This is a genomic window from Phenylobacterium sp., assembly GCF_030697305.1.
Taxonomy (GTDB): domain Bacteria; phylum Pseudomonadota; class Alphaproteobacteria; order Caulobacterales; family Caulobacteraceae; genus Phenylobacterium.
The window spans coordinates 1-21,188 of sequence record NZ_JAUYQL010000121.1 but is presented as its reverse complement, the minus strand read 5'-3'; the positions used below and the strand labels follow the sequence as shown (position 1 = coordinate 21,188).

General features: G+C 68.4%; 21 protein-coding genes. 9 read left to right on the top strand and 12 right to left on the bottom strand.

The window, feature by feature from the left end:
* Positions 1 to 48 precede the first annotated feature (48 nt).
* On the bottom strand, positions 49 to 372 hold the full coding sequence (locus Q8R27_RS12740) for an Mpo1-like protein (RefSeq protein WP_305699369.1): 324 nt from the start codon (positions 370 to 372) through the stop codon (positions 49 to 51).
* 117 nt (positions 373 to 489) lie between these two features.
* On the opposite strand from Q8R27_RS12740, the gene Q8R27_RS12735 reads away from it, so the two are divergent.
* A complete protein-coding gene (locus tag Q8R27_RS12735; protein ID WP_304882664.1) occupies positions 490 to 699 on the top strand; it encodes a flagellar basal body rod C-terminal domain-containing protein in 210 nt (69 codons plus the stop codon).
* Between the two features lie 10 nt (positions 700 to 709).
* Here the strand turns inward: Q8R27_RS12735 and Q8R27_RS12730 are convergent, their stop codons facing one another.
* Both Q8R27_RS12730 and Q8R27_RS12725 read right to left on the bottom strand, forming a co-directional pair.
* A complete protein-coding gene (locus Q8R27_RS12730) occupies positions 710 to 1,240 on the bottom strand; it encodes a hypothetical protein (protein WP_304882662.1) in 531 nt (176 codons plus the stop codon).
* 289 nt (positions 1,241 to 1,529) lie between these two features.
* On the bottom strand, positions 1,530 to 1,991 hold the full coding sequence (locus tag Q8R27_RS12725) for a peptidase S1 (RefSeq protein WP_304882660.1): 462 nt from the start codon (positions 1,989 to 1,991) through the stop codon (positions 1,530 to 1,532).
* 225 nt (positions 1,992 to 2,216) lie between these two features.
* On the opposite strand from Q8R27_RS12725, the gene Q8R27_RS12720 reads away from it, so the two are divergent.
* Positions 2,217 to 4,169 carry an ATP-binding protein gene (locus Q8R27_RS12720; protein ID WP_305699368.1) on the top strand — a complete coding sequence of 651 codons (1,953 nt, stop codon included), beginning with the start codon at positions 2,217 to 2,219 and terminating at the stop codon, positions 4,167 to 4,169.
* Positions 4,166 to 4,840 (top strand): response regulator transcription factor, encoded by a 675-nt coding sequence (locus tag Q8R27_RS12715; protein WP_305699367.1) that lies wholly within the window; start codon positions 4,166 to 4,168, stop codon positions 4,838 to 4,840. Before Q8R27_RS12720 ends, Q8R27_RS12715 begins: the two co-directional genes overlap by 4 nt.
* Positions 4,841 to 4,856: 16 nt before the next feature.
* Here the strand turns inward: Q8R27_RS12715 and Q8R27_RS12710 are convergent, their stop codons facing one another.
* The gene (locus tag Q8R27_RS12710) at positions 4,857 to 5,600 is read right to left on the bottom strand and encodes an extensin family protein (protein WP_305699366.1); all 744 of its coding nucleotides are present in this window, start codon (positions 5,598 to 5,600) and stop codon (positions 4,857 to 4,859) included.
* 125 nt (positions 5,601 to 5,725) lie between these two features.
* A complete protein-coding gene (locus tag Q8R27_RS12705) occupies positions 5,726 to 5,929 on the bottom strand; it encodes a hypothetical protein (RefSeq protein WP_305699365.1) in 204 nt (67 codons plus the stop codon).
* A 70-nt stretch (positions 5,930 to 5,999) separates the two neighbouring features.
* Between Q8R27_RS12705 and Q8R27_RS12700 the strand changes: the two genes are divergently transcribed.
* Positions 6,000 to 9,227 carry a type ISP restriction/modification enzyme gene (locus tag Q8R27_RS12700; RefSeq protein WP_305699364.1) on the top strand — a complete coding sequence of 1,076 codons (3,228 nt, stop codon included), beginning with the start codon at positions 6,000 to 6,002 and terminating at the stop codon, positions 9,225 to 9,227.
* Positions 9,220 to 9,525 carry a hypothetical protein gene (locus Q8R27_RS12695; RefSeq protein WP_304879001.1) on the top strand — a complete coding sequence of 102 codons (306 nt, stop codon included), beginning with the start codon at positions 9,220 to 9,222 and terminating at the stop codon, positions 9,523 to 9,525. The genes Q8R27_RS12700 and Q8R27_RS12695 overlap by 8 nt, the downstream gene beginning before the upstream one ends.
* 33 nt (positions 9,526 to 9,558) lie before the next feature.
* Here the strand turns inward: Q8R27_RS12695 and Q8R27_RS12690 are convergent, their stop codons facing one another.
* The 3 genes from Q8R27_RS12690 to dnaG all read right to left on the bottom strand — a co-directional run bounded on the left by Q8R27_RS12690 (position 9,559) and on the right by dnaG (position 14,559).
* The gene (locus Q8R27_RS12690; RefSeq protein ID WP_305699363.1) at positions 9,559 to 10,314 is read right to left on the bottom strand and encodes a hypothetical protein; all 756 of its coding nucleotides are present in this window, start codon (positions 10,312 to 10,314) and stop codon (positions 9,559 to 9,561) included.
* Between the two features lie 297 nt (positions 10,315 to 10,611).
* A complete protein-coding gene (gene rpoD / locus Q8R27_RS12685; RefSeq protein ID WP_305699362.1) occupies positions 10,612 to 12,567 on the bottom strand; it encodes an RNA polymerase sigma factor RpoD in 1,956 nt (651 codons plus the stop codon).
* Between the two features lie 84 nt (positions 12,568 to 12,651).
* Positions 12,652 to 14,559: a DNA primase gene (gene dnaG, locus Q8R27_RS12680; RefSeq protein WP_305699361.1), complete on the bottom strand. Its 1,908-nt coding sequence runs from the start codon at positions 14,557 to 14,559 to the stop codon at positions 12,652 to 12,654.
* 210 nt (positions 14,560 to 14,769) lie between these two features.
* On the opposite strand from dnaG, the gene Q8R27_RS12675 reads away from it, so the two are divergent.
* Positions 14,770 to 15,903, top strand: a complete 1,134-nt coding sequence (locus Q8R27_RS12675) for a response regulator (RefSeq protein WP_305699360.1) — start codon at positions 14,770 to 14,772, stop codon at positions 15,901 to 15,903.
* Between the two features lie 175 nt (positions 15,904 to 16,078).
* Entirely contained in the window at positions 16,079 to 17,245 is a 1,167-nt protein-coding gene (carA, locus tag Q8R27_RS12670; protein WP_305699359.1) for a glutamine-hydrolyzing carbamoyl-phosphate synthase small subunit, read from the top strand.
* A gap of 9 nt (positions 17,246 to 17,254) precedes the next feature.
* Here the strand turns inward: carA and Q8R27_RS12665 are convergent, their stop codons facing one another.
* The 4 genes from Q8R27_RS12665 to Q8R27_RS12650 form a co-directional block, all read right to left on the bottom strand.
* Positions 17,255 to 17,824 (bottom strand): fasciclin domain-containing protein, encoded by a 570-nt coding sequence (locus tag Q8R27_RS12665; RefSeq protein WP_305699358.1) that lies wholly within the window; start codon positions 17,822 to 17,824, stop codon positions 17,255 to 17,257.
* Positions 17,825 to 17,907: 83 nt separating this feature from the next.
* Positions 17,908 to 18,630 carry an anti-sigma factor domain-containing protein gene (locus Q8R27_RS12660; protein WP_305699357.1) on the bottom strand — a complete coding sequence of 241 codons (723 nt, stop codon included), beginning with the start codon at positions 18,628 to 18,630 and terminating at the stop codon, positions 17,908 to 17,910.
* Positions 18,627 to 19,142, bottom strand: a complete 516-nt coding sequence (locus Q8R27_RS12655; RefSeq protein ID WP_305699370.1) for a sigma-70 family RNA polymerase sigma factor — start codon at positions 19,140 to 19,142, stop codon at positions 18,627 to 18,629. The genes Q8R27_RS12660 and Q8R27_RS12655 overlap by 4 nt, the downstream gene beginning before the upstream one ends.
* Positions 19,143 to 19,239: 97 nt before the next feature.
* The gene (locus tag Q8R27_RS12650; protein WP_305699356.1) at positions 19,240 to 19,479 is read right to left on the bottom strand and encodes a hypothetical protein; all 240 of its coding nucleotides are present in this window, start codon (positions 19,477 to 19,479) and stop codon (positions 19,240 to 19,242) included.
* Between the two features lie 270 nt (positions 19,480 to 19,749).
* Between Q8R27_RS12650 and Q8R27_RS12645 the strand changes: the two genes are divergently transcribed.
* Positions 19,750 to 19,956, top strand: coding sequence for a cold-shock protein (locus Q8R27_RS12645; RefSeq protein ID WP_305595499.1), 207 nt, complete (start codon positions 19,750 to 19,752; stop codon positions 19,954 to 19,956).
* A 259-nt stretch (positions 19,957 to 20,215) separates the two neighbouring features.
* Positions 20,216 to 21,188, top strand: a 973-nt coding sequence (gene carB, locus Q8R27_RS12640; protein WP_305699355.1) for a carbamoyl-phosphate synthase large subunit, incomplete at its 3' end; no start/stop codon positions are given.

The following is a 21,188-nucleotide window of genomic DNA, read 5'->3' as shown; positions in this document are numbered from 1 at the left end:
GGTCGGGTCGAGGAGGCGGAGCCTTCTGACCGCGGCCCACAGGGATGCCTAGAAGCGCCGCTTGCCGCTGACCGTCTCGAAGAACATCCGCCAGTCGCCCATCAGGCTCCACAGCGGGTACTGGAAGGTCGCCGGCCGGTTCTTCTCGAAGAAGAAATGGCCCACCCAGGCGAAGCCGTAGCCGACCAGCGGCATGGCCAGCAGCCACCACGGGTTCATCGTCACCAACGCCAGCACCGCTACCCCGATCACCAGCGCCGATCCGACCACATGGATGCGTCGGCACGTCCGGTTCGAGTGCTCGTGGATATAGTAGGGATAGAAGGCTTCGAACGATTGGTAGCGTTCGCCGGGCGCGGGCTGGCTGGTCATGGTGCCAGCCTCTCCCCGCCCCGCCCCGCGGTCAAGCCGCGCTCGTTCACCATGACTGTCAGCGATCGGGAAAGGGCCGCGGCGCAATAGTCGGCCTCCATCGTCCGGAGCCGCCCCATGCAGGCCTTCGCCATCGCCGCCTCCGGAATCGCCGGAGCCACAGAGCGGTTCGCCGCCAGCGCGGCCCGCACGGCCGCCGCCCCGCTCGCCGATCTCGCGGGCGAGACCGTCGAACGCATGACCGCCGAAACGGCCTTCAAGGCCAATGTCGCGGTCCTGAAAACCGCCGATGAGATGTACGGAAGCCTGCTCGACATCCTCGCCTGACGCGACGACCTCAGCCCTCGGTCACCGGCTCCGGGCCCAGTATCCGCCGGATCGCCGGCCAGATATTGGCCAGGGCCGAGAAGAAGCCGACCACGGTCGACACCCACTGGAACGCGGTCCAGACCCAGCCGAACAGATCCCCCTGCCCCAGCGCCTGGCTGATCGGGAACAGCACCCGCGATATGCCGATCTGGAAGGCGGCATAGGTCTCCGAATATTCGATCGAACGGTCGGCGAAGAAGGCGATAGCCACCGCCGCCGACACCGGTGCCCACAGCAGCGGCAGGGCCAGCAGCACCGCCAGCAGCAGCACCGCCAGCTTCGTCCCCAATGTCTCTGACGAAAGCAGGCTCAGCACCAGCCCGACCCCGAACGCCAGCGCCGTCGCGGCCAGCAGCACCGGCAGGACCCAGTCGATCGCAACCATCAGGTCCGCGGCCAGCAGGCCCATCAATATGGCCGCGCCGCTCAGCAGAAACCCGCCGACCCAGAGGGCGGCGTACTGACCCATGCGGCGTTTGAGATAGGCGAGATTGAACATGACGACCTTCCCCGCGGACGAGGGGTCGAGGATGCCGCGCGGCGGGTCGGAAGTCCATTGGCGGAACGCCGGTCGTCAGACCGTTCGCGCCGGAATGAGAAAGCCCCCGCCGGAGCGATCCGGCGGGGGCTGTCAGGCGTGAACCGGGACGATGGCCTGCACGGTTCGGGCGGTGTCCCGGCAGAACGGTCGGCCCGGTCGACGCCCGGCTCGACGAGCCGTTGCGGTGGGCGGGAGAAGGGGACGTCGCCGAGCCTTGCGGACCCGCGGCGCTCCCGGTTCCGCCGGATCAGGGCGTCTCGGTGATCAGCAGGCGTGCCGAGGCCGTGCCGCCCGAACCGAATTTGCCGACCCAGATGTCGTAGGTCCCGCTCTGCGGATTGTTGAAGCGCACCTCGGCGTCGCCGTCGCCGTAGCTGTCGTCGTCACAGTACCACTGGCCGTCCGGACCATTGATGATCAGGGTGGTGTCCGTGCCGGACATGGTGCGGAAGACCAGCGGCAGGCCGCCGGCGGAATAGGTCACCTCGAAATCGGGCGCCGAGGCGATGTAGCCGGTGCACGCGCCCGGCAGGCGGTTGCCGTCGATGCTGCCGCCGGCCTGGATGTTGACGGTGTAGGGATCGGGGGTGAAGCCGGCGCGGAGGCTGATCTCGCCGTAGGTGGCGGTCTGGCTGGCGTTCTGCGCCGCCGCGGGGGCAGCGAGGCAGAGGAGCGAGAGGGCGGCGGCGGCGATGGCGACCGTTTTCATGACGGGAACTTTCGTGTTGCGGCGCCGGGGCGCCCTGAATCCATGCAGGCCGGATGTGACCGCCGGCGGCGGCCCCCTGAACCTGACCCGACAAGCTTGACCGTTGCCTTGTGGCGTCGCCAGCACCATGGATATGGTGGTGGCGGCCGGCCTATTCCGGCTGGACAGTAGGGCGGGCGGTCTGGCCGGATTGGCGAAGCGGCTCCAGAGAGGGGCCTCGGCTTGATGACTGATTCACCTGCACCCGCGCCGGTCGCCGGAACATGGCTGGACCGGTCGCTGGGCCGGCTGCTGCCACGGGTTTCACCGCGGGGCCGGGACCTGATCGGCTTCCTGCTGGTGATCGGCCTCGTGCAGGCCGTCTTCTGGGGCCTCTACGGGTCGCCCCTCTGGCCGAAGCCTTCGAACCAGCAGGTCGATCGGATCGCCTTTACCGAAACCACCCTCGCCCGCCTGCCCAAGCCGACGGTTCTGGCCGCCGAACAGGCCACCTACGAACCCGTCGAACTGCCGCACACCGAGTGCTGCGATCCGACCTATCTGGCGCTGAAACTGCGGTTCGACCTGCCCGCGGTGCCCGCCGAGGGGCTCGGACTGGCGGCCTATCAGCAGGTCGACAATTTCATCATCCTCGTGAACGGCTCGATCGTATTCCAGCGCGGGGAGATGGTGTTCCCGAACCAGGCCTTCGAGGGCCAGAAGGCGGTGGTCGACCGGATACCGTCCGGCCTGCTGCGGACCGGCACCAACGAACTGCTGTTCATCACCGTGCGTCAGGGCCTGCCCTACACCGATCTCGGACCGCCCCTGCTGGGACCCTGGGCCGAGGTCAGCCAGTGGGCCGAGGTGCGGCAGTGGCGGTTCACCGACTACCGGCTGCTCTCGGGCTGGACCACCTTCCTGATCGGCCTGTTCGCCGCGATGCTCGCCTTCCGGTCGCAGCAGCGGCGGTTCGCCCTCTGGCTGGCCGTGCTTTGCGGGGCCTGGAGCGCCTTCGCCCTGTACGGGCTGGTGCTGGACCCGCCCTTCGGCGGCCTCTTCAGGGTCTGGCTCTTCTTCGCGGTCAACAGTCTGATCGCCGTGTCGCTGGTCGGCCTGATCGACGCCTGGACCGACCGACCCCTGCCGCGGTTGCAGCCGGCCCTGGCCGCCGCCTTCCTGGCCTTCATCGCCTTCTGCGCCCTCTGGCCGGCGATCCGTCCGATGCCCGAGGGCTACGACGTCCCGGCGATCGTCTGGTCCTGGGCCTCGGCCGCGCTCGGCGTCATGGCGGCCGCCCGGCTGCTCTGGCATTTCGCCACCCGGGAGGAGCCCCGCCGGCTGGAGGCGGCCCTGCTGACCATCTGCGCCGTCTGCGTCGTGCTCGACGCGCTCGGCGAGCATTTCGGCCTCAACGCCGGCGGCTTCGTGGTCGACGCCGCGCCGGTGCTCCTGCTGGCCCTGGCCGCCGCCTTCGTGCAGCGCAATTTCACCCTGTTCAAATCCTCCGTCGGCCTCAACGCCCTGCTCGCCGCCCGCCTGTCCGCGCGCGAGGCTGAACTGGCCGTGGCCCACGCCCGCGAGCGCGACAGGGTCCGCCGCGAGGCTCACGACGACGAGCGCCGCCGCATCATGCGCGACATGCACGACGGCCTCGGCAGCCAGCTGATGAGCATGTTGCTCGCGGCCCGGCGCGGGGTCGCCGACAGCGAACAGGTGGCCGAGGGGCTCCAGTCCGTCATCGACGAGATGCGGCTGATGATCGACTCCATGGACTCGGTCGGCGAGTCCCTCGCCTCCGCCATGGCCACCTTCCATGCGCGGGTCCGGCCGCGCGTCGAGGCCGCCGGCTTTACGCTCGACTGGCGCGTCGACGTGCAGGGCGACCTCCTCGACACCCCGCCCCGCACGGCCCTGCAGGTCTTCCGCATCCTTCAGGAGGCGGTGGCCAACGCCCTCAAACACTCGGGCGGAGACCGGATCGCGGTGACGCTGCTGGCGCGCCCGGACGGCGCCCTGACCCTCTCCGTCGCCGATAACGGCCGCACCGCCGGGCCGAAGGACGGGACCGGGCGCGGTCTGGCCAATATGCGCAGCCGCGCCGCCCTGATCGGGGGGACGATCGCGCTCGACCACGGCGAAGGCGGGCTGACCGTGGCCCTGACCCTGCCCGGAGCGCCCCGGGAGGCACAGCCATGACCGCCCTGCCGCCGGAAGCGCCCCGCCGCGTCGCCATCCTCGAGGACGACCCCAACGTCGCCCTGCATTTCCGCGAGATCATCGCCCCGGCGGCCGATCTGGATCTGAGCGGGACCGCGGACTGCCTCGCCGGAGCCGCGGACCTCATCGCGGGCCGCCCCGATCTGCTCCTGAGCGACATCGGCCTGCCGGACGGCAGCGGCCTGACCTTCATCCCCGTGCTCCGCGCCGCCCTGCCGGCCTGCAAGGTGCTGGTCATCACCGCCTTCGGCGACCGCGACACGGTGGTGGCCGCCCTCAACGCCGGCGCGGACGGCTATCTGCTCAAGGACAGCGGCCCCGACACCATCCTCGACGGCATCCGCGCCACCCTCGACGGCGGCGCCCCGATCAGCGCCTCGGCCGCCGTCTATCTGCTGGAGCGACTGCGTGGCGGCGCCGGCGGCGACGCGGCGGTGGCCGTGCCCGAGGCGGAACGCCTGACCCCGCGCGAGATCGAACTGCTGGAGCTGTTCTCACGCGGCCACAGCTACAAGCTGGCCAGTCGCGCCCTGGGCATATCGCCCCTGACCGTCGGCAATCACGTCAAGTCGATCTACCGCAAGCTCCAGGTCCATTCCCGCGGCGAGGCCGTCTACGAAGCCGTGCGGCGCAGGCAACTCAGCCTCTGACAGGCGGCGCGTCCGCTCAGCGGCAGAACCGCGTATCCGTCGCCTCCAGATGCAGATGGTCCCGATGCACCGCATTGTAGTCGGGGCTCAGGACCGTGCCGAAGATCTTGCAGGCGTCGTCGCGGATGCGGCGCAGGAAGCGCGCCTCGGCCTCGTCCCCGCTCCAACTCCCGGTCACCGCGATGCGCCGCCCGTCCCTCAGCCGCACACCGGCGAAATCCAGCGCCTCGGCCCGGGAGTGGGCGCTGACCCGCGTGCTGCCCGCGCCGTTGTTCACCGCCCGGCAGGCATAGGCCCCCATGTGGTCGATCTGCACGACGTCCGAGCCCAGAATCTCCCGCGCCGCCGGCTCCAGCGACTGCCGCCGCCAGATGCTCAGCGCCAGCGCCGTCCGGCAGGTCATCTCGACCTCCCCCGGCGCCATCCGCGCCACCGTCCCCATGTCCGGCCCCAGCACCCCGCCGCTCGTCAGGCCGCAGGTCGCGCCGTTCACCCGGTCCGGCACCGGCCGGAAGCTCACCCGCGCCGCCGTCAGCTGCGCCACGCACCGCCGCAGGTCCGCGCTCTCCCGCAGCACCGCGTCGCGCGTCCCCCCGCCGATCGGCAGATCGACCAGCGCCCCGACCAGCGGAGCCTCGGTGCGCGACGGGGCGGCGGGATAGCGGGCGGGGGCCGGCCGCTCGGGCAGCATCGGGCTGCAACTGACCAGCAGCAGGGCCGCTGAGGCGGCGGTCGAAAGGGAGCGAAGGCCGGAACGCATGGGGGGAGGCTAGGGTGATTTGCCCTGGGCGATAACCGCCGACGCGCCTTGCGTCCGCAGGGGTGGGCCACGCCATGACGTTCGCGTCAGGCAAGGCGTGCCGACCGCACGCCATCCGGTGAAAACTACCGTTGACGAACGCAGCCGCGCAGCGTGTTGCGGGCCTCCCTGCCGTCCTTCCAGGCCATGCGGAATACCTCCTCCCCCTCAATGGAGACGGCGAATTCCTGCGCGTCGCACGCCGGCGCGCGGTTCTGCGACAGCGAATATCCCATGCTCACACCGAGTAAATCGCCGAAAATCCGCAGCCCTCCCATGCGTGATTGCATGAGAGCGATCGACGGGACGCTGAAGCACGCCCCGCTTGCAACGCCCACGCGAAGCGGGGCAGGAATAACCATGACCACCGCGCCGCTGACTGCCGTCATCAAGGCCTACGCACGTCGTATCCGCGAGGAACGGCGTGCACATCCCGCCTCGACGGAACCCGGTCTGGCCCCGGCCTTCCATCAGTTGCTGATTGAGGCGCTTCCTCACCTTCTTGCGGCACCCCACGATCTCGTCCCGCTAGCCGAGTTCATTAACCCCGGCGTGGGCCGTCCCGACATCGCCATGAAGCGTCCCGGCGAACTGGCCCGCGCCTTCGTCGAACTGAAATCCCTCGACAAACCGACCGATGGCCGTCGCTGGAACCTTGCTCACGACAAACGCCAGTTCGGCCGCTTCTGCGAGTTTCCCGCCTGGGCGACCTGCAATTTCCACGAAGTTCGCCTCTACACGCGCGACAAGGACGAAGGTTACGCGGCCCTCGTCCCGCAGGCCGCCCTCGACCCGAACCAGACCGACGCCGCCGCCGACAAACTGATCGAGGCACACGATTCCACGCCGGCCCTGCGCCTCTTGGAACGGCTGGCCCAATCCGATCCTCCGTCAGCCAAGGATGCGAAACACCTCGCCGAACTGCTCGCCCATTCGGCCCGGCTTGTGCGCGGCATCATTCGCGACCGGTTGGCGGAAATGACGGCCGACGGCACGACCGGCACGCCGCTCCAGCAGGTCCGCCAAGAGTTCCGCGACGTCCTGTATTCCCACCCTGAGGCGGGCGGTTACTCGTCCGGCGGCTTCGACGAACTGTTCTCCGCCGCCTTCGCCCAGACGCTGGCGTTTGGCCTGTTGTTGGTGCGTGAGGCGACCGGCGGCGCGCCGGTCGATCACCACGCTGCCGACCACATGCCGGACGAGCATCCGCTGATGAAGACGGCGTTGCGCGTGCTCAGCCTCGAACCTGTCCGCGACGAGGTCGGGGCGGGCTTCGAGGTCATGCTCCAGACCGTCAATGGCTTCGCCCCCGCCATCCTCGGCATCCGCCAGGACGGATCGGACCCGATCCTGTATTTCTACGAGGATTTTCTTGAAACCTTCGACCCTGCCGCCCGCGAACGCTTCGGCGTCTACTACACCCCGGTCGAGGTGGTTCGTTACATGGTTGCGGCCTTGGACCGGGCGCTGAAGGACCGGCTCAAGACCGACGGCATCGCCGACGATCAGGTCCACATCCTCGACCCCGCCACCGGCACCGGCACCTTCCTGCTCGGCATCGCCGACCGCCTGCGCCGCAACGTGACCGACACCCACGGCCCCGGTCAGGCACCCGCCGCCCTGCGAGGGCTGGCGGGCCGGATGTACGGTTTCGAGCTGCTGATCGGCCCCTACGCTGTCGCCCACTACCGCCTGCACCACACCCTGTCGCGCAAGCCGGACGGGACAACCGACAAAACGCTGAAGCTGCCCCGTCTCGGGGTGTACCTGACCGACACCCTCGCCCGGCCGGGCGCAGCGGCACCGCTGGGCAGCCTCGGCTTCGTCAGCGAGGGGATCCGCGATGAGCGGGCGCTGTCGGAGCGTGTGAAGTCCAAACAGGAAATCCTCGCCATCATCGGCAACCCGCCCTACCGGCGGCTTGAGGTCGGTGAGAACGAAACCCTCGTCGGTCGCTGGATGGACGAGCTGTGGGACGACCTGAAGGCCCCCGTGCGCGACGCCGGACAGGGCAACCAGCTCAACACCTTCCCCGAACTGTCGGTCGCCTTCTGGCGCTGGTCGATGTGGAAGATGTTCGAGAGCGAGAACGCGCCGAAGCGGGGGGTCATCGCCTTCATCAGCAATCGCAAATTCCTGACCGGCTGGCCCTATGCTGGCCTGCGCAAGATGATGCGCGAGCGCTTCGACCGGATCGAGATCATCGACCTCCGCGGCGACGCCCGGCGCGGCGAGCGCGCCGGAGTCGGGGCCGATCAGGGCGTGTTCAACATCCAGGTCGGGACGTGCATCACCCTTGCCATCGCCGACGGATCAAAGGCGGACGGCGCACTCGCCGAGGTCATCTACAACGACGCGTGGATGCACGGACGGATGTCGCGGAAGGCGAAGTTCGAGTGGATGCTGGAGGGCGAAGCGGCCGGTGCACTGCCCGGAATGATCGCCGTCGATCGGGGGCTACTGGACGATATGCGTCCTAAGCCCTTCATGAATGGCGACCTGATTTCACTCGCCGATTGCTTCGACGTGCGATCGTCAGGCTTGGAATCCAAGCGGGATCACATCGTCTATGGTTTCTCGGAAGGTGATCTCAAGAGGCGCATCGACCAAGTGGTCAACGCCCCCGAAACCACCAGAGACCAAGACTTCAACTCCACCGGAATGAACCCGGCACATGTAGCAACTGCTCAGGGGTATGACCCGAGCTTTGTCCGAATTGGCGCCTATCGTCCGTTAGACCGCCGCTACCACTACAACAGCTCGGCTTGGAATGACCGACCACGCCCGACCTTGGCCGCAGCTTGGGGTTCGACCAATGTAGCGCTGTTTTCGCTTCCATCTGGCACGAACGCTGGCCCCGCAATTTGGGCGCACGGAGGCTATCCTGATCGTCACGCTTTCCGTGGCAGCTATGGTGGCTACGCGTTCCCGCTCTACGACCGACGGCCGGGCCACGGCCCCTCCAACCTCAAGCCCGAACTGATCGCCGCGCTCGAAGTTGCTTACGGCTCCGAAGTGATTCCCGAGGACGTCTTCGACGTCATCCTCTGCCTGCTCTCGGCGACCTCCTACACGACCCGTTTCGCTGAAGATCTGGAGGACGTCTTCCCCCACATTCCCTTCCCCGCCAGCCGCGAGGTGTTCGACGCGGCGGCGAACGTCGGGGCGGAAATCCGGGCCGTCGAGGCCTTCGCCCGACCGCCAGGCGAGGTATGGCTGAAGGGTCGCGCCCTCGCGGCGACTGCCCCTCAGGAAAAACTCGGGACAATCAGCTACGAGGACGGCGCGATCACCCTCTGCGCCGACGGCTCCGGCAAGGTCACCAGCATTCCGCCAGAGGTCTGGGATTTCTCAGTCAGCGGCTACTACGTCCTGCGACGCTGGCTCGCCGCCCGTGAAGGGATCGAAATCGGGGATAAGTTCATTCCTGAACTGCGCGATCTTGTGGGCCGTATCGCCGAGCTGATTGACCTGTTCGCTTCGGCCGATAGCCTTCTGGTTCGCACCCTGGACGATCCGCTGAGTCGCGCCGCGCTCGGATTGGACGCTCCAGCCGCGCCTGTGGAGTTCGCGACTGCCGATGAGTGACGCTTCCGACCTGTTCGGCCGACCCGCCGGCCCCGACCAATTCAACCTGTTCGGCGACGGTTCCGACCGCCTGCAGGCGCCGGCGCGCCCGGTTGTCGATCATCCCGCCCGCGCCCGCGCCAAGCTGACGGCCTTGCTGGAGACTGCCCGTGCGGCCCGGTCGATGCCGTGGCCCGAGCGCGACGCGCGCATGTGGCAGACGGTTTTCCCGCAGATGACAAACTGGCTTCCAGACGAAGAAGCGGAACAGCTCCGGTTCGAGTTCCAGCGCGAGATCGAACGGCTGAAGGCCGCCTAATCCCTAATCCCTAACCCCTAGCCCTTACCCCCCTCACCCATCCCCCGGCCCCACCGCCGGCAGTCCCGCCTTCGCCCGGATCTGCCGTCGGAACACCCGGTAATACATCGCCCGCACCTCATCGACCGGCAGGGGCTGGCCCTCATCGTCCCAGTGGAAGGCGACGCGGTGGGCGGCGTTGGTCTGCATGCGGGCGTGGTCCTGCGCCGCGGCCCCGGGACCGAGGTATTGCGCGCGCCAGGCATGGACGAAGCCGCTGTGCACCGCCGGCGCCCAGGCGACGTCGGCCAGCAGCTGGCGCGCGAGGGCGTCGGCCTGGGCCTCGATCAGGTCCAGCAGGTCGTCCCAGCCCTTCTTCGCCGCCGCCTCGCGCGCGGCGTCCTGTTCGGGGGTCAGGGGGCCGTCGGCGTCGGGCCTGTTGAACCGTGTGTCTGCCGGGTCGATGCCGGTGACCCGTCCCATGGCCTCGGCCGCGCGGATCAGGGCGGTCGCGTCGCCCGCCCGCCCCTCGGCCATCGCCAGGGCGGCGTGGTCCAGCGCCGCCGCCATGGCCGCCCCGGGGGTGGCCGGCACGGACGCGCCGCCCTCTTCGCCGCTGCGCTGGATCGCCCGCGCGTGGGCGGCGGGGGTCCAGCCGCAGCGCGAGGCGCGTTTGCGGATGGAGTTGACCGAAATGTTCAGCCGCTTCTGAATCGATTCCGCCGTTTCCCCGCCCAGATAGGCGTCGCGCACGACGGCCCAGGTCTCGGCCGGAAAATTGCGACGGGTGCGGATGCCTTGCTCTGTCATCCGGGCAGTGTGGACCGCCCCGGCGTCAGAATCGGACGTATGTCCCGTACTGTCCCGGTTTGTCGTCGCAAGACCGGTACGAACCGGGACTCCGCAGGTACAACGCCGGCGGGGACAAGGCGCGCTGATCGACGCGAAGCGTCATCCTCTCCGACTTCAGAGCGGTGCCCAGCCAAGGTTCTTCACAGCGAACACAACGCGGGCACAACGGACACAACGGCCGCCGCGCTATCGTCGTGTCCGTTGTGAATTCGTCGTGCCCGTCGTGATGAACCCTCTCGCGCTGACGCGCGGGCCTCAGCTGTCCAGGAAGCTCCGCAGCTTCCTCGACCGGCTCGGATGCTTCAGCTTCCGCAGCGCCTTGGCCTCGATCTGGCGGATGCGTTCGCGGGTGACCGAGAACTGCTGGCCGACCTCTTCCAGGGTGTGGTCGGTGTTCATGCCGATGCCGAAGCGCATACGCAGCACCCGCTCCTCGCGCGGCGTCAGGGACGCCAGCACGCGGGTGGTGGTTTCGCGCAGGTTGGACTGGATGGCCGCATCGATCGGCAGGATGGCGTTCTTGTCCTCGATGAAGTCGCCCAGGTGGCTGTCTTCCTCGTCGCCGATGGGCGTCTCGAGGCTGATCGGCTCCTTGGCGATCTTCAGGACCTTGCGGACCTTCTCCAGCGGCATGGCCAGCTTTTCGGCCAGTTCTTCCGGGGTCGGCTCGCGGCCGATCTCGTGCAGCATCCGGCGGCTGGTGCGGACGATCTTGTTGATCGTCTCGATCATGTGCACCGGGATGCGGATGGTCCGCGCCTGGTCGGCGATCGAGCGGGTGATGGCCTGACGGATCCACCAGGTGGCGTAGGTCGAGAATTTGTAGCCGCGGCGGTACTCGAACTTGTCGACCGCCTTCATCAGGCCGATGTTGCCTTCCTGAATAAGATCAAGGAACTGCAGGCCGCGGTTGGTGTATTTCTTGGCGATCGAGATGACCAGGCGCAGGTTCGCCTCGACCATCTCCTTCTTGGCCTGACGGGCCTCGCGCTCGCCCTTCTGGACGGTCTGGACGATGCGACGGTAGTCGTCGATCGGCACGCCGGTCTCTTGAGCGAGGGCGGCGACCTCGTGGCGGATGTCGCCGATCTGCGAGCCGTCGTTCTCGACGAACTTGGTCCAGCGCACACCCAGCGCCTTCACCTTGTCGCCCCAGTCGGGAGACATCTCGGCGCCGAAATAGGCCTTCAGGAACTCCAGCCGCGAGATGCCGTAGCTGTCGGCCAGCCGCAGCAGGCGGCCTTCCAGGGCCATCAGGCGCTTGTTGATCGCATAGAGCTGCTCGACCAGCGCCTCGATGCGGTTGTTGTTCAGTTTCAGCGTCTTGAGGTGCAGAACGATGGCCAGCGACGCGGCCTCATAGGCCTTGCGGTCGGCGGTGGCCAGGTCCTGGCCCTTCAGGCGCTGGGCGACGAGGCGCTCCTGCAGCGCCCGGAACGCTTCGAACTCGACGGCGATGGCGTCGAGGGTCGCCATGACGCCTTCTCGCAGTTCGCCTTCCATCGCGCTGATCGTCGGACCTGCGCCGTCGTCGAAATCGTCTTCGTCGTCGCCTTCGGCCTTGGCGATCGCCTCACCATCTTCGCTGACCTCAGGCGAAGCTTCTTCCTCGGCCTCGGGTTCGGCGCCCGGCACGACCAGCGCCTCGGCGGCCGCGGCGTTGACGCCGCCGTAGGTCTGTTCGAGGTCGATCACTTCACGCAGCAGGATGCGGCCCGAGCCCAGCTCTTCGCGCCAGACCATGATCGCTTCGAAGGTCAGGGCGCTTTCACAAAGGCCCCGGATCATGGTGTCGCGGCCGGCTTCGATCCGCTTGGCGATGGCGATTTCGCCTTCGCGCGACAGCAGTTCGACCGAGCCCATCTCGCGCAGGTACATACGCACGGGGTCGTCGGTGCGGTCGTATGTGGCTTCCTTGGCCGTCTCGACGACTTGGGTCTCTTCGCGGACCGCGATCTCGCCGCCCTCGGCGTCTTCCTCGGCCTCGACGACGTTGACGCCCATCTCGGACAGCATCGCCAGCGTGTCTTCGATGGCCTCGGAGGTGACTTCCTCGCTGGGCAGCACCTTGTTCAGCTCGTCCATCGTGACGTAGCCGCGGGCCTTCGCCTGCTTGATGAACTTCTTGACCGCCGCATCGGTAAGATCGAGCAGAGGCCCGTCTCCGCCTTGGGTTTCGGTGGTCTCGGCTTCAGCCGTAGTAGTGCTCATCGACGTCTCCGAAATCGCTCCGGGTCTCCCTGCAAGACCTGGGCCGATCGTGGTTAATGTGAGCGCGGCCGGCGCCGTGAAGGCTCACGACTCCGAATCCACCCAAAACGTTCCCGTTCTGATCGCACGCTTCAGTGCGTCACGTTCGCCCTTCAAGCGCATGAGATCGGTCGCACCGGCGCTAATGCCGCCAAGATCGCGCTTGGCGGCGGCCAGGGACTCCTCAAGCGCAGCCAACCGCGTCATTGCGGTGAAGGCGTGCGACCACTGTGATCTAGCCGCTTCGAGGGAAACATCTTCCTTGAGGAAGGGCGCGCCCGATGCCGCGGCGGCCCGATCGATGTCTGTCAGCAGCGTACTAAACCCGCATGACGCCAGATGGCGCGCGAGGAGAGCAGAGTCAAGGTGCTCCGCCTCCAGCTTTGCGCGGAGAAGTTCCTGAGTTAGGCGCGAAAGCGCCGGATCGCCGAAGCCTTCAGCGGTGAACGCGTCCTCCAGATGGTCGTCCAGCACGGCGGGATCGGCCACGGCGTAGTGGGCCAGGGCGGCCGGCAAAGCCTCGGGTCCCGCGGCGAGGCTTTTCGCCGCAGCCCTGCCTTCGGCGGTCGGCGTCGGCGAAACCCAGGGCGCCGGCGCGCCGCGTCCGTTCCGCCAGCGCCCGCCATTCCCCTGCCCTGGCCGCGAGGCGTAGGCCGGTGCGGCGGATGGCGGCGGCGCGAACAGCGCATCCAGCCGCTGGCGCAGGTCGTCACGGTAGGCCTGGGCCAGGTCCTTGTCGGCGATGGCGGCCGCGGCGTGCATCAACCGACCACGCAGACCCGCCCGTCGTTCGGGCGTGTCGAGGGTCTCCAGGTCGCGCTCGCGGGTGAACAGGGCGTCGACGAACGGCGTCGACTGCGAGAGCTGCTGGCGCAACGCCGCGGCCCCCTGCTCGCGCAGCACCTCGTCGGGATCCTTGCCGCCCTCGACCAGAGCGAAGCGGAAACTCTTGCCGGGCTGCAGTAATGGCAGGGCCCGATCGATCGCGCGCCAGGCCGCCTGGCGTCCTGCGCGGTCGCCGTCGAAGCACAGGATCGGCTCGGGGTGATGGCGCCAAAGCTGGCCCATCTGTTCTTCGGTGAGCGCGGTGCCCATCGGGGCCACCGCCGCCAAGCCGGCGCGCTGGCAGGCGATGGCGTCCATATAGCCCTCGACCACGATCAGCGGTCCGCCGGCGGCGCCCGCGTCGGCGGCTAGGATCTTCCGCGCCTCGCCCAGGCCGTAGAGCATGCTGGACTTGTGGAAGAGTGCGGTCTCCGGGCCGTTCAGGTATTTGGCGCGAGCCTGCGGATCCATCGCCCGGCCGCCGAACGAGACCACCCGGCCGCGAGCATCGGCGATCGGGAAAATGATCCGGTCGCGGAACCGGTCATAGGACTGGCCGCCCTCCTCCGGCGCGATCAGCAGGCCGGCGTCCACCAGTTCGCCCGGCCGCGCGCCCTTGGTGATCAGATAGTCCTTCAGCGCCGTGCGGCCGCCGGGCGCGAAGCCAAGGCGGAACCGCGCCCAGTCGGCCTGCGGCAGGCCGCGCCTTTCCAGATACTCGCGCGCTGCTTGGCCCACCGGACGGCGTAGCTCGGCCTCGAACCACTGGGCGGCGGTCTCCAGCCATTCCCCCAGGCCAAGGCGCTTCTTCTCCTGCTCGGCGGCGTGGGGATCGACGGCGGGCAGCGGCACGCCGGCCTCGGCGGCCAGCCGCTCGACGGCTTCGGCGAACGACAGCCGCTCGGTCTCCTGCAGGAAGGTGATCAGGTCGCCGTTCTTGCCGGACGAGAAGTCGAAGAACTGGCCCTTGTCGTCGTTCACGTAGAACGACGGCGTCTTCTCCTTGGTGAACGGCGACAGGCCGACGTACTCACGCCCTTGGCGACGCAGTTTCACCGTGCGGCCGATCACGTCGGACGGCCGCAGGCGCGATTTGATCTCGTCGAGGAAGCGTTCGTCGAAGCGCATCAAGGCCAGCATAGCGTGAGCGCAGAGGTGAGTCGCGCAGCCCAGAGTCGCGGCCCGGCGCTTGGCGTCTCTGGACATGATCGTAAGACAGGCAGTCGCCGCCGAAACTTTTGGCGCCCGGGCGTTTCGGCGCCCTGGGACCCTCGCCCGCCCATGACGCCGACAGCGGTGCGGGGGACCTTGCAGGACTATGGGCGGGACGAGGCAGGCATGGCGAAGCGTGGGATCGGCGCCTGGGGACGTTGTATCGCGCGCCACCTCGCGGGCTCCGCGTTAGCGCGCGCCGAGAGCGACGCTCAATTGGCCCGCGACCGCCTGCGCGACGCCATCGAAGCCATCCCGGAAGGCGTCGTCTTCCTGGACCGTGACGGACGCTACATCCTTTGGAACAAGCGCTACGCCGAGATCTACCACCGCTCCGCCGACCTTTTCCGCCCCGGCGAGCGGCTCGCCGACACGCTGCGCGTCGGCGTCGAGCGCGGCGATTATCCCGACGCCATAGGCCGCGAGGCCGAGTGGCTGGCCGAGCGCCTGGCCAAACTCCAGAACCCCACCGGCGCGCGCCACGAGCAACGCGTCGCCGATGGACGCTGGCTGATGATCGAGGAGCGCCGCACCAGCGACGGCGGCGTCATCGGCCTCCGGGTCGACATCACCGAGCTCAAGCAACAGGCGGAGGCGCTGGAGCACGCGCTGGCCCATGCAGAGGCCGCTAACCGCGCCAAGAGCGAGTTCCTGGCCGACATGAGCCACGAGCTGCGGACCCCGTTGAACGGCGTGCTGGGTCTGGCCCAGGCGCTGCAGGCGACGGGACTCAACGCCAATCAGCAGGGGCTGCTGGCCGAGATCCAGGCCTCCGCCACCCAGCTCGATCGGCTGGTCAGCGGCCTGCTCGACTACGGCGACGCCGAATTCGCGCCGGCGGGCGAGCCGCACCTTGCCGGCCCCGGCTCATCGGCGGTCAGCGTGTTGGCCGCCGACGACAATCCCACCAACCGCAAGGTGATCGAGCTGATGCTGGCCGCCGCCGAGGCCGCGGTGACCAGCGTCGAGGACGGCGCCCAGGCGCTCGAGGCCTGGCGCGCCGGGCGCTACGACGTGGTGCTGATGGACCTGCGCATGCCGGTGATGGACGGTCTGGAGGCGATCCGCGCGATCCGCGCCGAAGAGGCCCAGGGCGGCCGTGCGCGCACTCCGATCATCGTGCTCTCGGCCAACACCTCGCCAGACGACCGCCTGGCGAGCGCCGCGGCCGGCGCCGACGGCCACATCGGCAAGCCGATCGGCGCCGAGGAGCTGATTGCCGCCATCGCCGTCGCCCTGGACGAACCTGCCGAGGCCTGAGCGCGGGTCTCCGCTGAGCCGGGCGCGAACCCCCGGCGAAAAACCCCGCAAAAAATCCCTATGATTGACCCGACCCGGACGAGTCACTACCTACGCGGCCGTTTGCACGGCGGGCGGGTTCAAACTCGAGCCGCCGCCTGAGCGACGCCGCCCTCGCCCCACACGGAGATCTGCCATGAGCCGCGACCTTCTGCCTGGGGTGACTGGCGTGCTGGCCCTCGCCGACGGGACCATCCTGCAGGGCTACGGCGTCGGCGCGGTCGGCCACGCGGTGGGCGAAGTCTGCTTCAACACCGCCATGACCGGCTACCAGGAGATCCTTACCGACCCCTCCTACATGGCCCAGATCGTCGCCTTCACCTTCCCCCACGTGGGCAATGTGGGCGTCAACCTGGAGGACGTGGAGCAGGTGTCGGGCGCTGCCGAGACCTCGGCGCGCGGCGCGGTGTTCCGCGACCTGCCGACGCCGGCGGCCAACTGGCGCGCGGCCAGCGACCTCGACGGCTGGATGAGGCGGCGCGGCGTCGTGGGCCTGGCCGGCGTCGACACCCGCGCCCTCACCCGCCGAATCCGCGAAACCGGCATGCCGCACGCGGTGATCGCCCACTCCCCCGAAGGCGCCTTCGATCTCGACGCCCTGGTCGCCGAGGCCCGCGCCTGGAGCGGCCTGGTCGGCCTCGACCTCGCCAAGGATGCGTCATGCCTGCAGCCGTTCGTCTACGACGAGGGCCTGTGGACCTGGCCGGACGGCTACGCGAAACAGGACGCGCCGCGCTACGAAGTGGTGGTCCTGGACTACGGCGTGAAGCGAAACATCCTGCGCGCCCTGACATCGATCGGCGCGCGGGTGACGGTGGTCCCCGCCTCGACCTCGGCCGCAGACATCCTCGCGCGCAAGCCCGACGGCGTCCTGCTTTCCAACGGACCCGGCGACCCCGCCGCCACCGGCGAATACGCCGTGCCGCAGATCCGCGCGCTGGTCGACAGCGGCACCCCGGTGTTCGGCATCTGCCTGGGCCATCAGCTTCTGTCGCTGGCCCTCGGCGCCCGGACCGTGAAGATGGATCAGGGCCACCACGGCGCGAACCACCCGGTGAAGGACCTGACCACCGGCAAGGTCGAGATCGTCTCGATGAACCATGGCTTCACCGTCGACCGCGACAGCCTTCCGGCGCCGGTGATGGAGACCCATGTCTCGCTGTTCGACGGCACCAACGCCGGCATCGCGCTGAAGGACCGGCCGGTGTTCTCCGTCCAGCACCACCCTGAGGCCTCCCCCGGCCCGACGGACTCGCTCTATCTGTTCGAGCGGTTCGCCGGCTTCATGGACCGGGGGAAGTAGCGACGGCCGCTAGGGCATCAGCACCTTGTCGACCACGTGGATGACCCCGTTCGACTGAAGCACATCGGCGATGGTCACCTGAGCCGAGCCGCCCTTGGCGTCCCACACCCAGATCGCGCCGTCCTTGCGGCTGAGCGTCAGATCCTCGCCCTCCACAGTCTTCAGCATCGCCTTTCCGCCGCTGGCGTCCACCTTGGCGGCGAGATCCTGGGCGGTCAGGCGACCCGAGACGACGTGATAGGTGAGCACCTTGACCAGCGCCGGCTTGTTCGCGGGCTTCAGCAGGTTGTCGACTGCGCCAGCGGGCAGTGCGGCGAACGCCGCATTGGTCGGCGCGAACACTGTGAAGGGTCCAGGGCCGGACAGGGTGTCGACGAGGCCCGCCGCCTTGACCGCGGCCACAAGTGTCGTGTGGTCCTTGGAGTTGACCGCGTTGGCGACGATCGTCTTCGTCGGGTACATCGCGGCGCCGCCGACCATCACCGAGGCTTCGGCCAGGGCGGGCGCGGCCTGGGCCGCGCCGGACAGGCCGAGGCATAGTGCGGCGCTGGCCATCGCGGCCATTTTCATTTTTGACATCAAAGGCTTCCTTCGTGTTTCTCAGGGCGCCGAACGGCGACGGAGAAGCTACGCGGAAGGACGCGTGACGGATGCGCGCGCGCTCAGATCTTCGCGAGCGCGCCCTTGGCGGCGATCGGACCGGTCGGTCCGTCAGGATTCGTCGAGCCGCCCGGCGCCTCGACCGAGACCGCGAGCGTCGCGCCTTCGGCGATCATCGGCGCCATGTCGCCGGGCATCGGCATGGCGCGCGAGCGGCCGGGCTCGACCATGCCCAGCGAGCGCGGCTTGCCGTCCGCGGGGATCAGCCACAGTTGGTGGACGTGGACAGGGTCGGCGCCCGGCGGCACCAGCGAGGTTATGATCAGCGCCTTGCGGTCGGGGTCGTAGGCCGCGACAAACAGCGGCGTTATCCCGGCGTCGCCCTTCAGACTGGCGTTGAGCAGCGGCGCCGGCTCTGGCGGCGCGATCAGGGTCGGCGGACGCGTCGCCAGCATCACCGCGACCGCGACACTGGCCGCGGCCAGGCCCAGGGAGCCCGCGGCCGCGCCGCGCCAGAAGGAAACCCGCTTCTTCAGCATGACAGTATCGTCGTTGGCCGGCAGGCGCGCCTCGATGCGCGGCCACACCGAGGCCGGCGGGGCTACCGGGTCGATCTCGTCCAGCAACGGCGCAAGCCTAGCTTCCCATGCCTCGACGTGCGCGGCGAAGCCAGGATCGACGGCCATCCGCCGCTCGGCTTGGGCCCGCTCGGCAGCGGACAGCAGGCCGATTGCGTGTTCCGCCGCCAGCGCCTCGTCGGACGGGAGTTCGGGGGCTTCGCTCATGGCTCGAGACACACCCTGAGCTTGAGCAGCCCGCGGCGGATCCAGCTCTTAACGGTGCCGAGCGGCTGCTCCAGGCTGTGCGCCAGCGCCTCATAGGTGACGCCTTCGAAGAACGCCGTGCGGATGACGCCGCGAGTGCGCGGGTCCAACTCCTCCAGGCAGTCGCCCAGCCGGCCGCGGTCCTGAGCGGCCTCCATCAGCGCCTCGGCGCGGGGCGCGGTATCCTCGATCTCGATCTCGCTGACGTCGATGGCGCCGGCCAACGGCCCGCGCGCCCGCAGCCGGTCGATCGCCCGGTTGCGGGCGATCCGCGACATCCACGCGATGGCGCCGCCCTTTGCGGGCTCAAAGCCGTCGGCGCGGCGCCAGATGGTGAGGTAAACTTCCTGCAGCACGTCTTCGCATTCGCTCCTGTCTGAGAGGATACGAAGGCAGACACCGAAAAGCTTCGCGGAGGTCGCTTCATAGAGTCGGCGGAGCGCCGCGCGGTCGCCAGCGGCGACCTGCGACATCATCTCGACCAAAGGATCGGCGGCCAAAGTCGGGGTCTCTTGTGGGGGCGTTCAGTGCTCTGTTCGCGGGTTAACGACCCGCGAGGCGGCGGGACGATCAGACCGCGGCGGCGGCCACGGGGACCTTGCGCGGCTTGCGCATCGCGGCGCGCTTGGCGGCGGCGGCTTCAAGCTTGGCGGCGTGACGGGCGGTGGCGGCTTCTTCCAGGGCGGGCAGCAGCTCGCCGGCCTGCGCGCGTTGCTTGTCAGTGCCGGATTCGGCGAGACGGCGAGCATTGGCCAGCAGGTTGATGACGTCTTGGTCCGTCATCTCGGGAATCTTTTCGACAAGGCTCATCAGGGTCTCCTGCAGGCTGCGCGCGTCCCTCGCGCCTAGGGCAATACGGCTAGGGTAACGGCCGGTTTCATGGATTTTGGCATTTTTCTTTGCTGATTGCACGGACCTGGAAATCGACATAGGATCGGCGCATCGAACTCGATAGGTTCGGCCGTCTTTCCGTGTCCGCTCTTCAGGACGCCGGACCTGCCTCCCGACCCCCTCGAACTTTGATCGGCCGCGCGAATGCTTGGCCGGTTCGAAACGACCACTAAAGGAATTGAGATCTCTATGTCTACCGGCACTGTGAAATGGTTCAACGGCCAAAAGGGCTACGGTTTCATCCAGCCCGATGAAGGCGGCGCCGACGTCTTCGTGCACATCTCGGCCGTGGAACGCGCCGGGCTTCGTTCGCTGAACGAAGGCCAAAAGGTCACCTACGAACTCGAGCGCGACCCCCGCAGCGGCAAGACCTCCGCGGGTCAGCTCCAAGCCTAAGGTCCCCGCGGCGGCTCACTGGGCCGCCTGCGACTACGACGACCGGGGCCGATCCGAACGGATCGGCCCTTTTCTTATGCGCCACACCAGGCCGATCCGCATGGATCGGCCCTTTTCTTATTCGGCACGCTTGGGCGTGCGCCTTGCGCGCATCCGACTCCCTCTCTAAACGGGCGCCTTAGCCTGCATTCCAGTCGCTGAACGGCCGCGCGAACACCCGCGCGGACCGGCCTTGGCGCGCGAGAGACGAGAGAACGAGATGCCCAAACGCACGGACATCAAGTCCATCCTGATCATCGGCGCCGGTCCCATCATCATCGGCCAGGCCTGCGAGTTCGACTATTCCGGCGTCCAGGCCTGCAAGGCGCTGCGCGCCGAGGGCTACCGGATCGTGCTGGTCAACTCCAATCCGGCGACGATCATGACCGACCCGGACGTCGCCGACGCCACCTACATCGAGCCGATCACCCCTGAGATGGTCGAGAAGATCATCGAGAAGGAGCGCCCCGACGCCCTGCTGCCGACCATGGGCGGCCAGACCGCGTTGAACACCGCTCTGGCGCTGGAGGCCTCCGGCGCGCTGGCCCGCTACGGCGTGGAGATGATCGGCGCGCGGGCCGACGTCATCGACAAGGCCGAGGACCGGCAGAAATTCCGAAACGCCATGGACCACCTGGGCCTCGAGAGCCCGAAGTCCAAGGCCGCCCACACGATGGACGAAGCGCTGGAAGGCCTCGAATTCGTGGGCCTGCCGGCGATCGTACGCCCGTCTTTCACGCTGGCGGGCACTGGCGGCGGCATCGCCTACAACCTTGAGGAATTCCGCGAGATCGTCGAACGCGGCCTGGACCTGTCGCCGACCACCGAGGTGCTGATCGAGGAGAGCGTGCTGGGCTGGAAAGAGTACGAGATGGAGGTCGTCCGCGACAAGGCGGACAACTGCATCATCGTCTGCTCCATCGAGAACATCGACCCGATGGGCGTACACACCGGCGACTCGATCACCGTCGCTCCGGCCCTGACCCTGACCGACAAGGAATACCAGCGCATGCGCGCCGCCTCGATCGCGGTGCTGCGCGAGATCGGCGTCGAGACCGGCGGCAGCAACGTGCAGTTTGCCGTGAACCCGCGCGACGGGCGCCTCTCGGTCATCGAGATGAACCCGCGCGTGTCGCGCTCCTCGGCGCTTGCGTCCAAAGCCACCGGCTTTCCGATCGCCAAGTTCGCCGCCA

Bases quoted from the DNA above. Each gene is read 5' to 3' on its own strand.
- Q8R27_RS12740 (WP_305699369.1), bottom strand. From the start codon at position 372: ATGACCAGCCAGCCCGCGCCCGGCGAACGCTACCAATCGTTCGAAGCC.
- Q8R27_RS12715 (WP_305699367.1), top strand. From the start codon at position 4,166: ATGACCGCCCTGCCGCCGGAAGCGCCCCGCCGCGTCGCCATCCTCGAG.
- Q8R27_RS12725 (WP_304882660.1), bottom strand. From the start codon at position 1,991: ATGAAAACGGTCGCCATCGCCGCCGCCGCCCTCTCGCTCCTCTGCCTC.
- dnaG (WP_305699361.1), bottom strand. From the start codon at position 14,559: ATGCGCTTCGACGAACGCTTCCTCGACGAGATCAAATCGCGCCTGCGG.
- Q8R27_RS12710 (WP_305699366.1), bottom strand. From the start codon at position 5,600: ATGCGTTCCGGCCTTCGCTCCCTTTCGACCGCCGCCTCAGCGGCCCTG.
- Q8R27_RS12660 (WP_305699357.1), bottom strand. From the start codon at position 18,630: ATGAGCGAAGCCCCCGAACTCCCGTCCGACGAGGCGCTGGCGGCGGAA.
- Q8R27_RS12650 (WP_305699356.1), bottom strand. From the start codon at position 19,479: ATGAGCCTTGTCGAAAAGATTCCCGAGATGACGGACCAAGACGTCATC.
- Q8R27_RS12730 (WP_304882662.1), bottom strand. From the start codon at position 1,240: ATGTTCAATCTCGCCTATCTCAAACGCCGCATGGGTCAGTACGCCGCC.
- carA (WP_305699359.1), top strand. From the start codon at position 16,079: ATGAGCCGCGACCTTCTGCCTGGGGTGACTGGCGTGCTGGCCCTCGCC.
- Q8R27_RS12700 (WP_305699364.1), top strand. From the start codon at position 6,000: ATGACCACCGCGCCGCTGACTGCCGTCATCAAGGCCTACGCACGTCGT.
- Q8R27_RS12645 (WP_305595499.1), top strand. From the start codon at position 19,750: ATGTCTACCGGCACTGTGAAATGGTTCAACGGCCAAAAGGGCTACGGT.
- Q8R27_RS12665 (WP_305699358.1), bottom strand. From the start codon at position 17,824: ATGTCAAAAATGAAAATGGCCGCGATGGCCAGCGCCGCACTATGCCTC.
- Q8R27_RS12675 (WP_305699360.1), top strand. From the start codon at position 14,770: ATGGCGAAGCGTGGGATCGGCGCCTGGGGACGTTGTATCGCGCGCCAC.
- Q8R27_RS12720 (WP_305699368.1), top strand. From the start codon at position 2,217: ATGACTGATTCACCTGCACCCGCGCCGGTCGCCGGAACATGGCTGGAC.
- Q8R27_RS12705 (WP_305699365.1), bottom strand. From the start codon at position 5,929: ATGCAATCACGCATGGGAGGGCTGCGGATTTTCGGCGATTTACTCGGT.
- Q8R27_RS12735 (WP_304882664.1), top strand. From the start codon at position 490: ATGCAGGCCTTCGCCATCGCCGCCTCCGGAATCGCCGGAGCCACAGAG.
- Q8R27_RS12655 (WP_305699370.1), bottom strand. From the start codon at position 19,142: ATGTCGCAGGTCGCCGCTGGCGACCGCGCGGCGCTCCGCCGACTCTAT.
- Q8R27_RS12695 (WP_304879001.1), top strand. From the start codon at position 9,220: ATGAGTGACGCTTCCGACCTGTTCGGCCGACCCGCCGGCCCCGACCAA.
- rpoD (WP_305699362.1), bottom strand. From the start codon at position 12,567: ATGAGCACTACTACGGCTGAAGCCGAGACCACCGAAACCCAAGGCGGA.
- Q8R27_RS12690 (WP_305699363.1), bottom strand. From the start codon at position 10,314: ATGACAGAGCAAGGCATCCGCACCCGTCGCAATTTTCCGGCCGAGACC.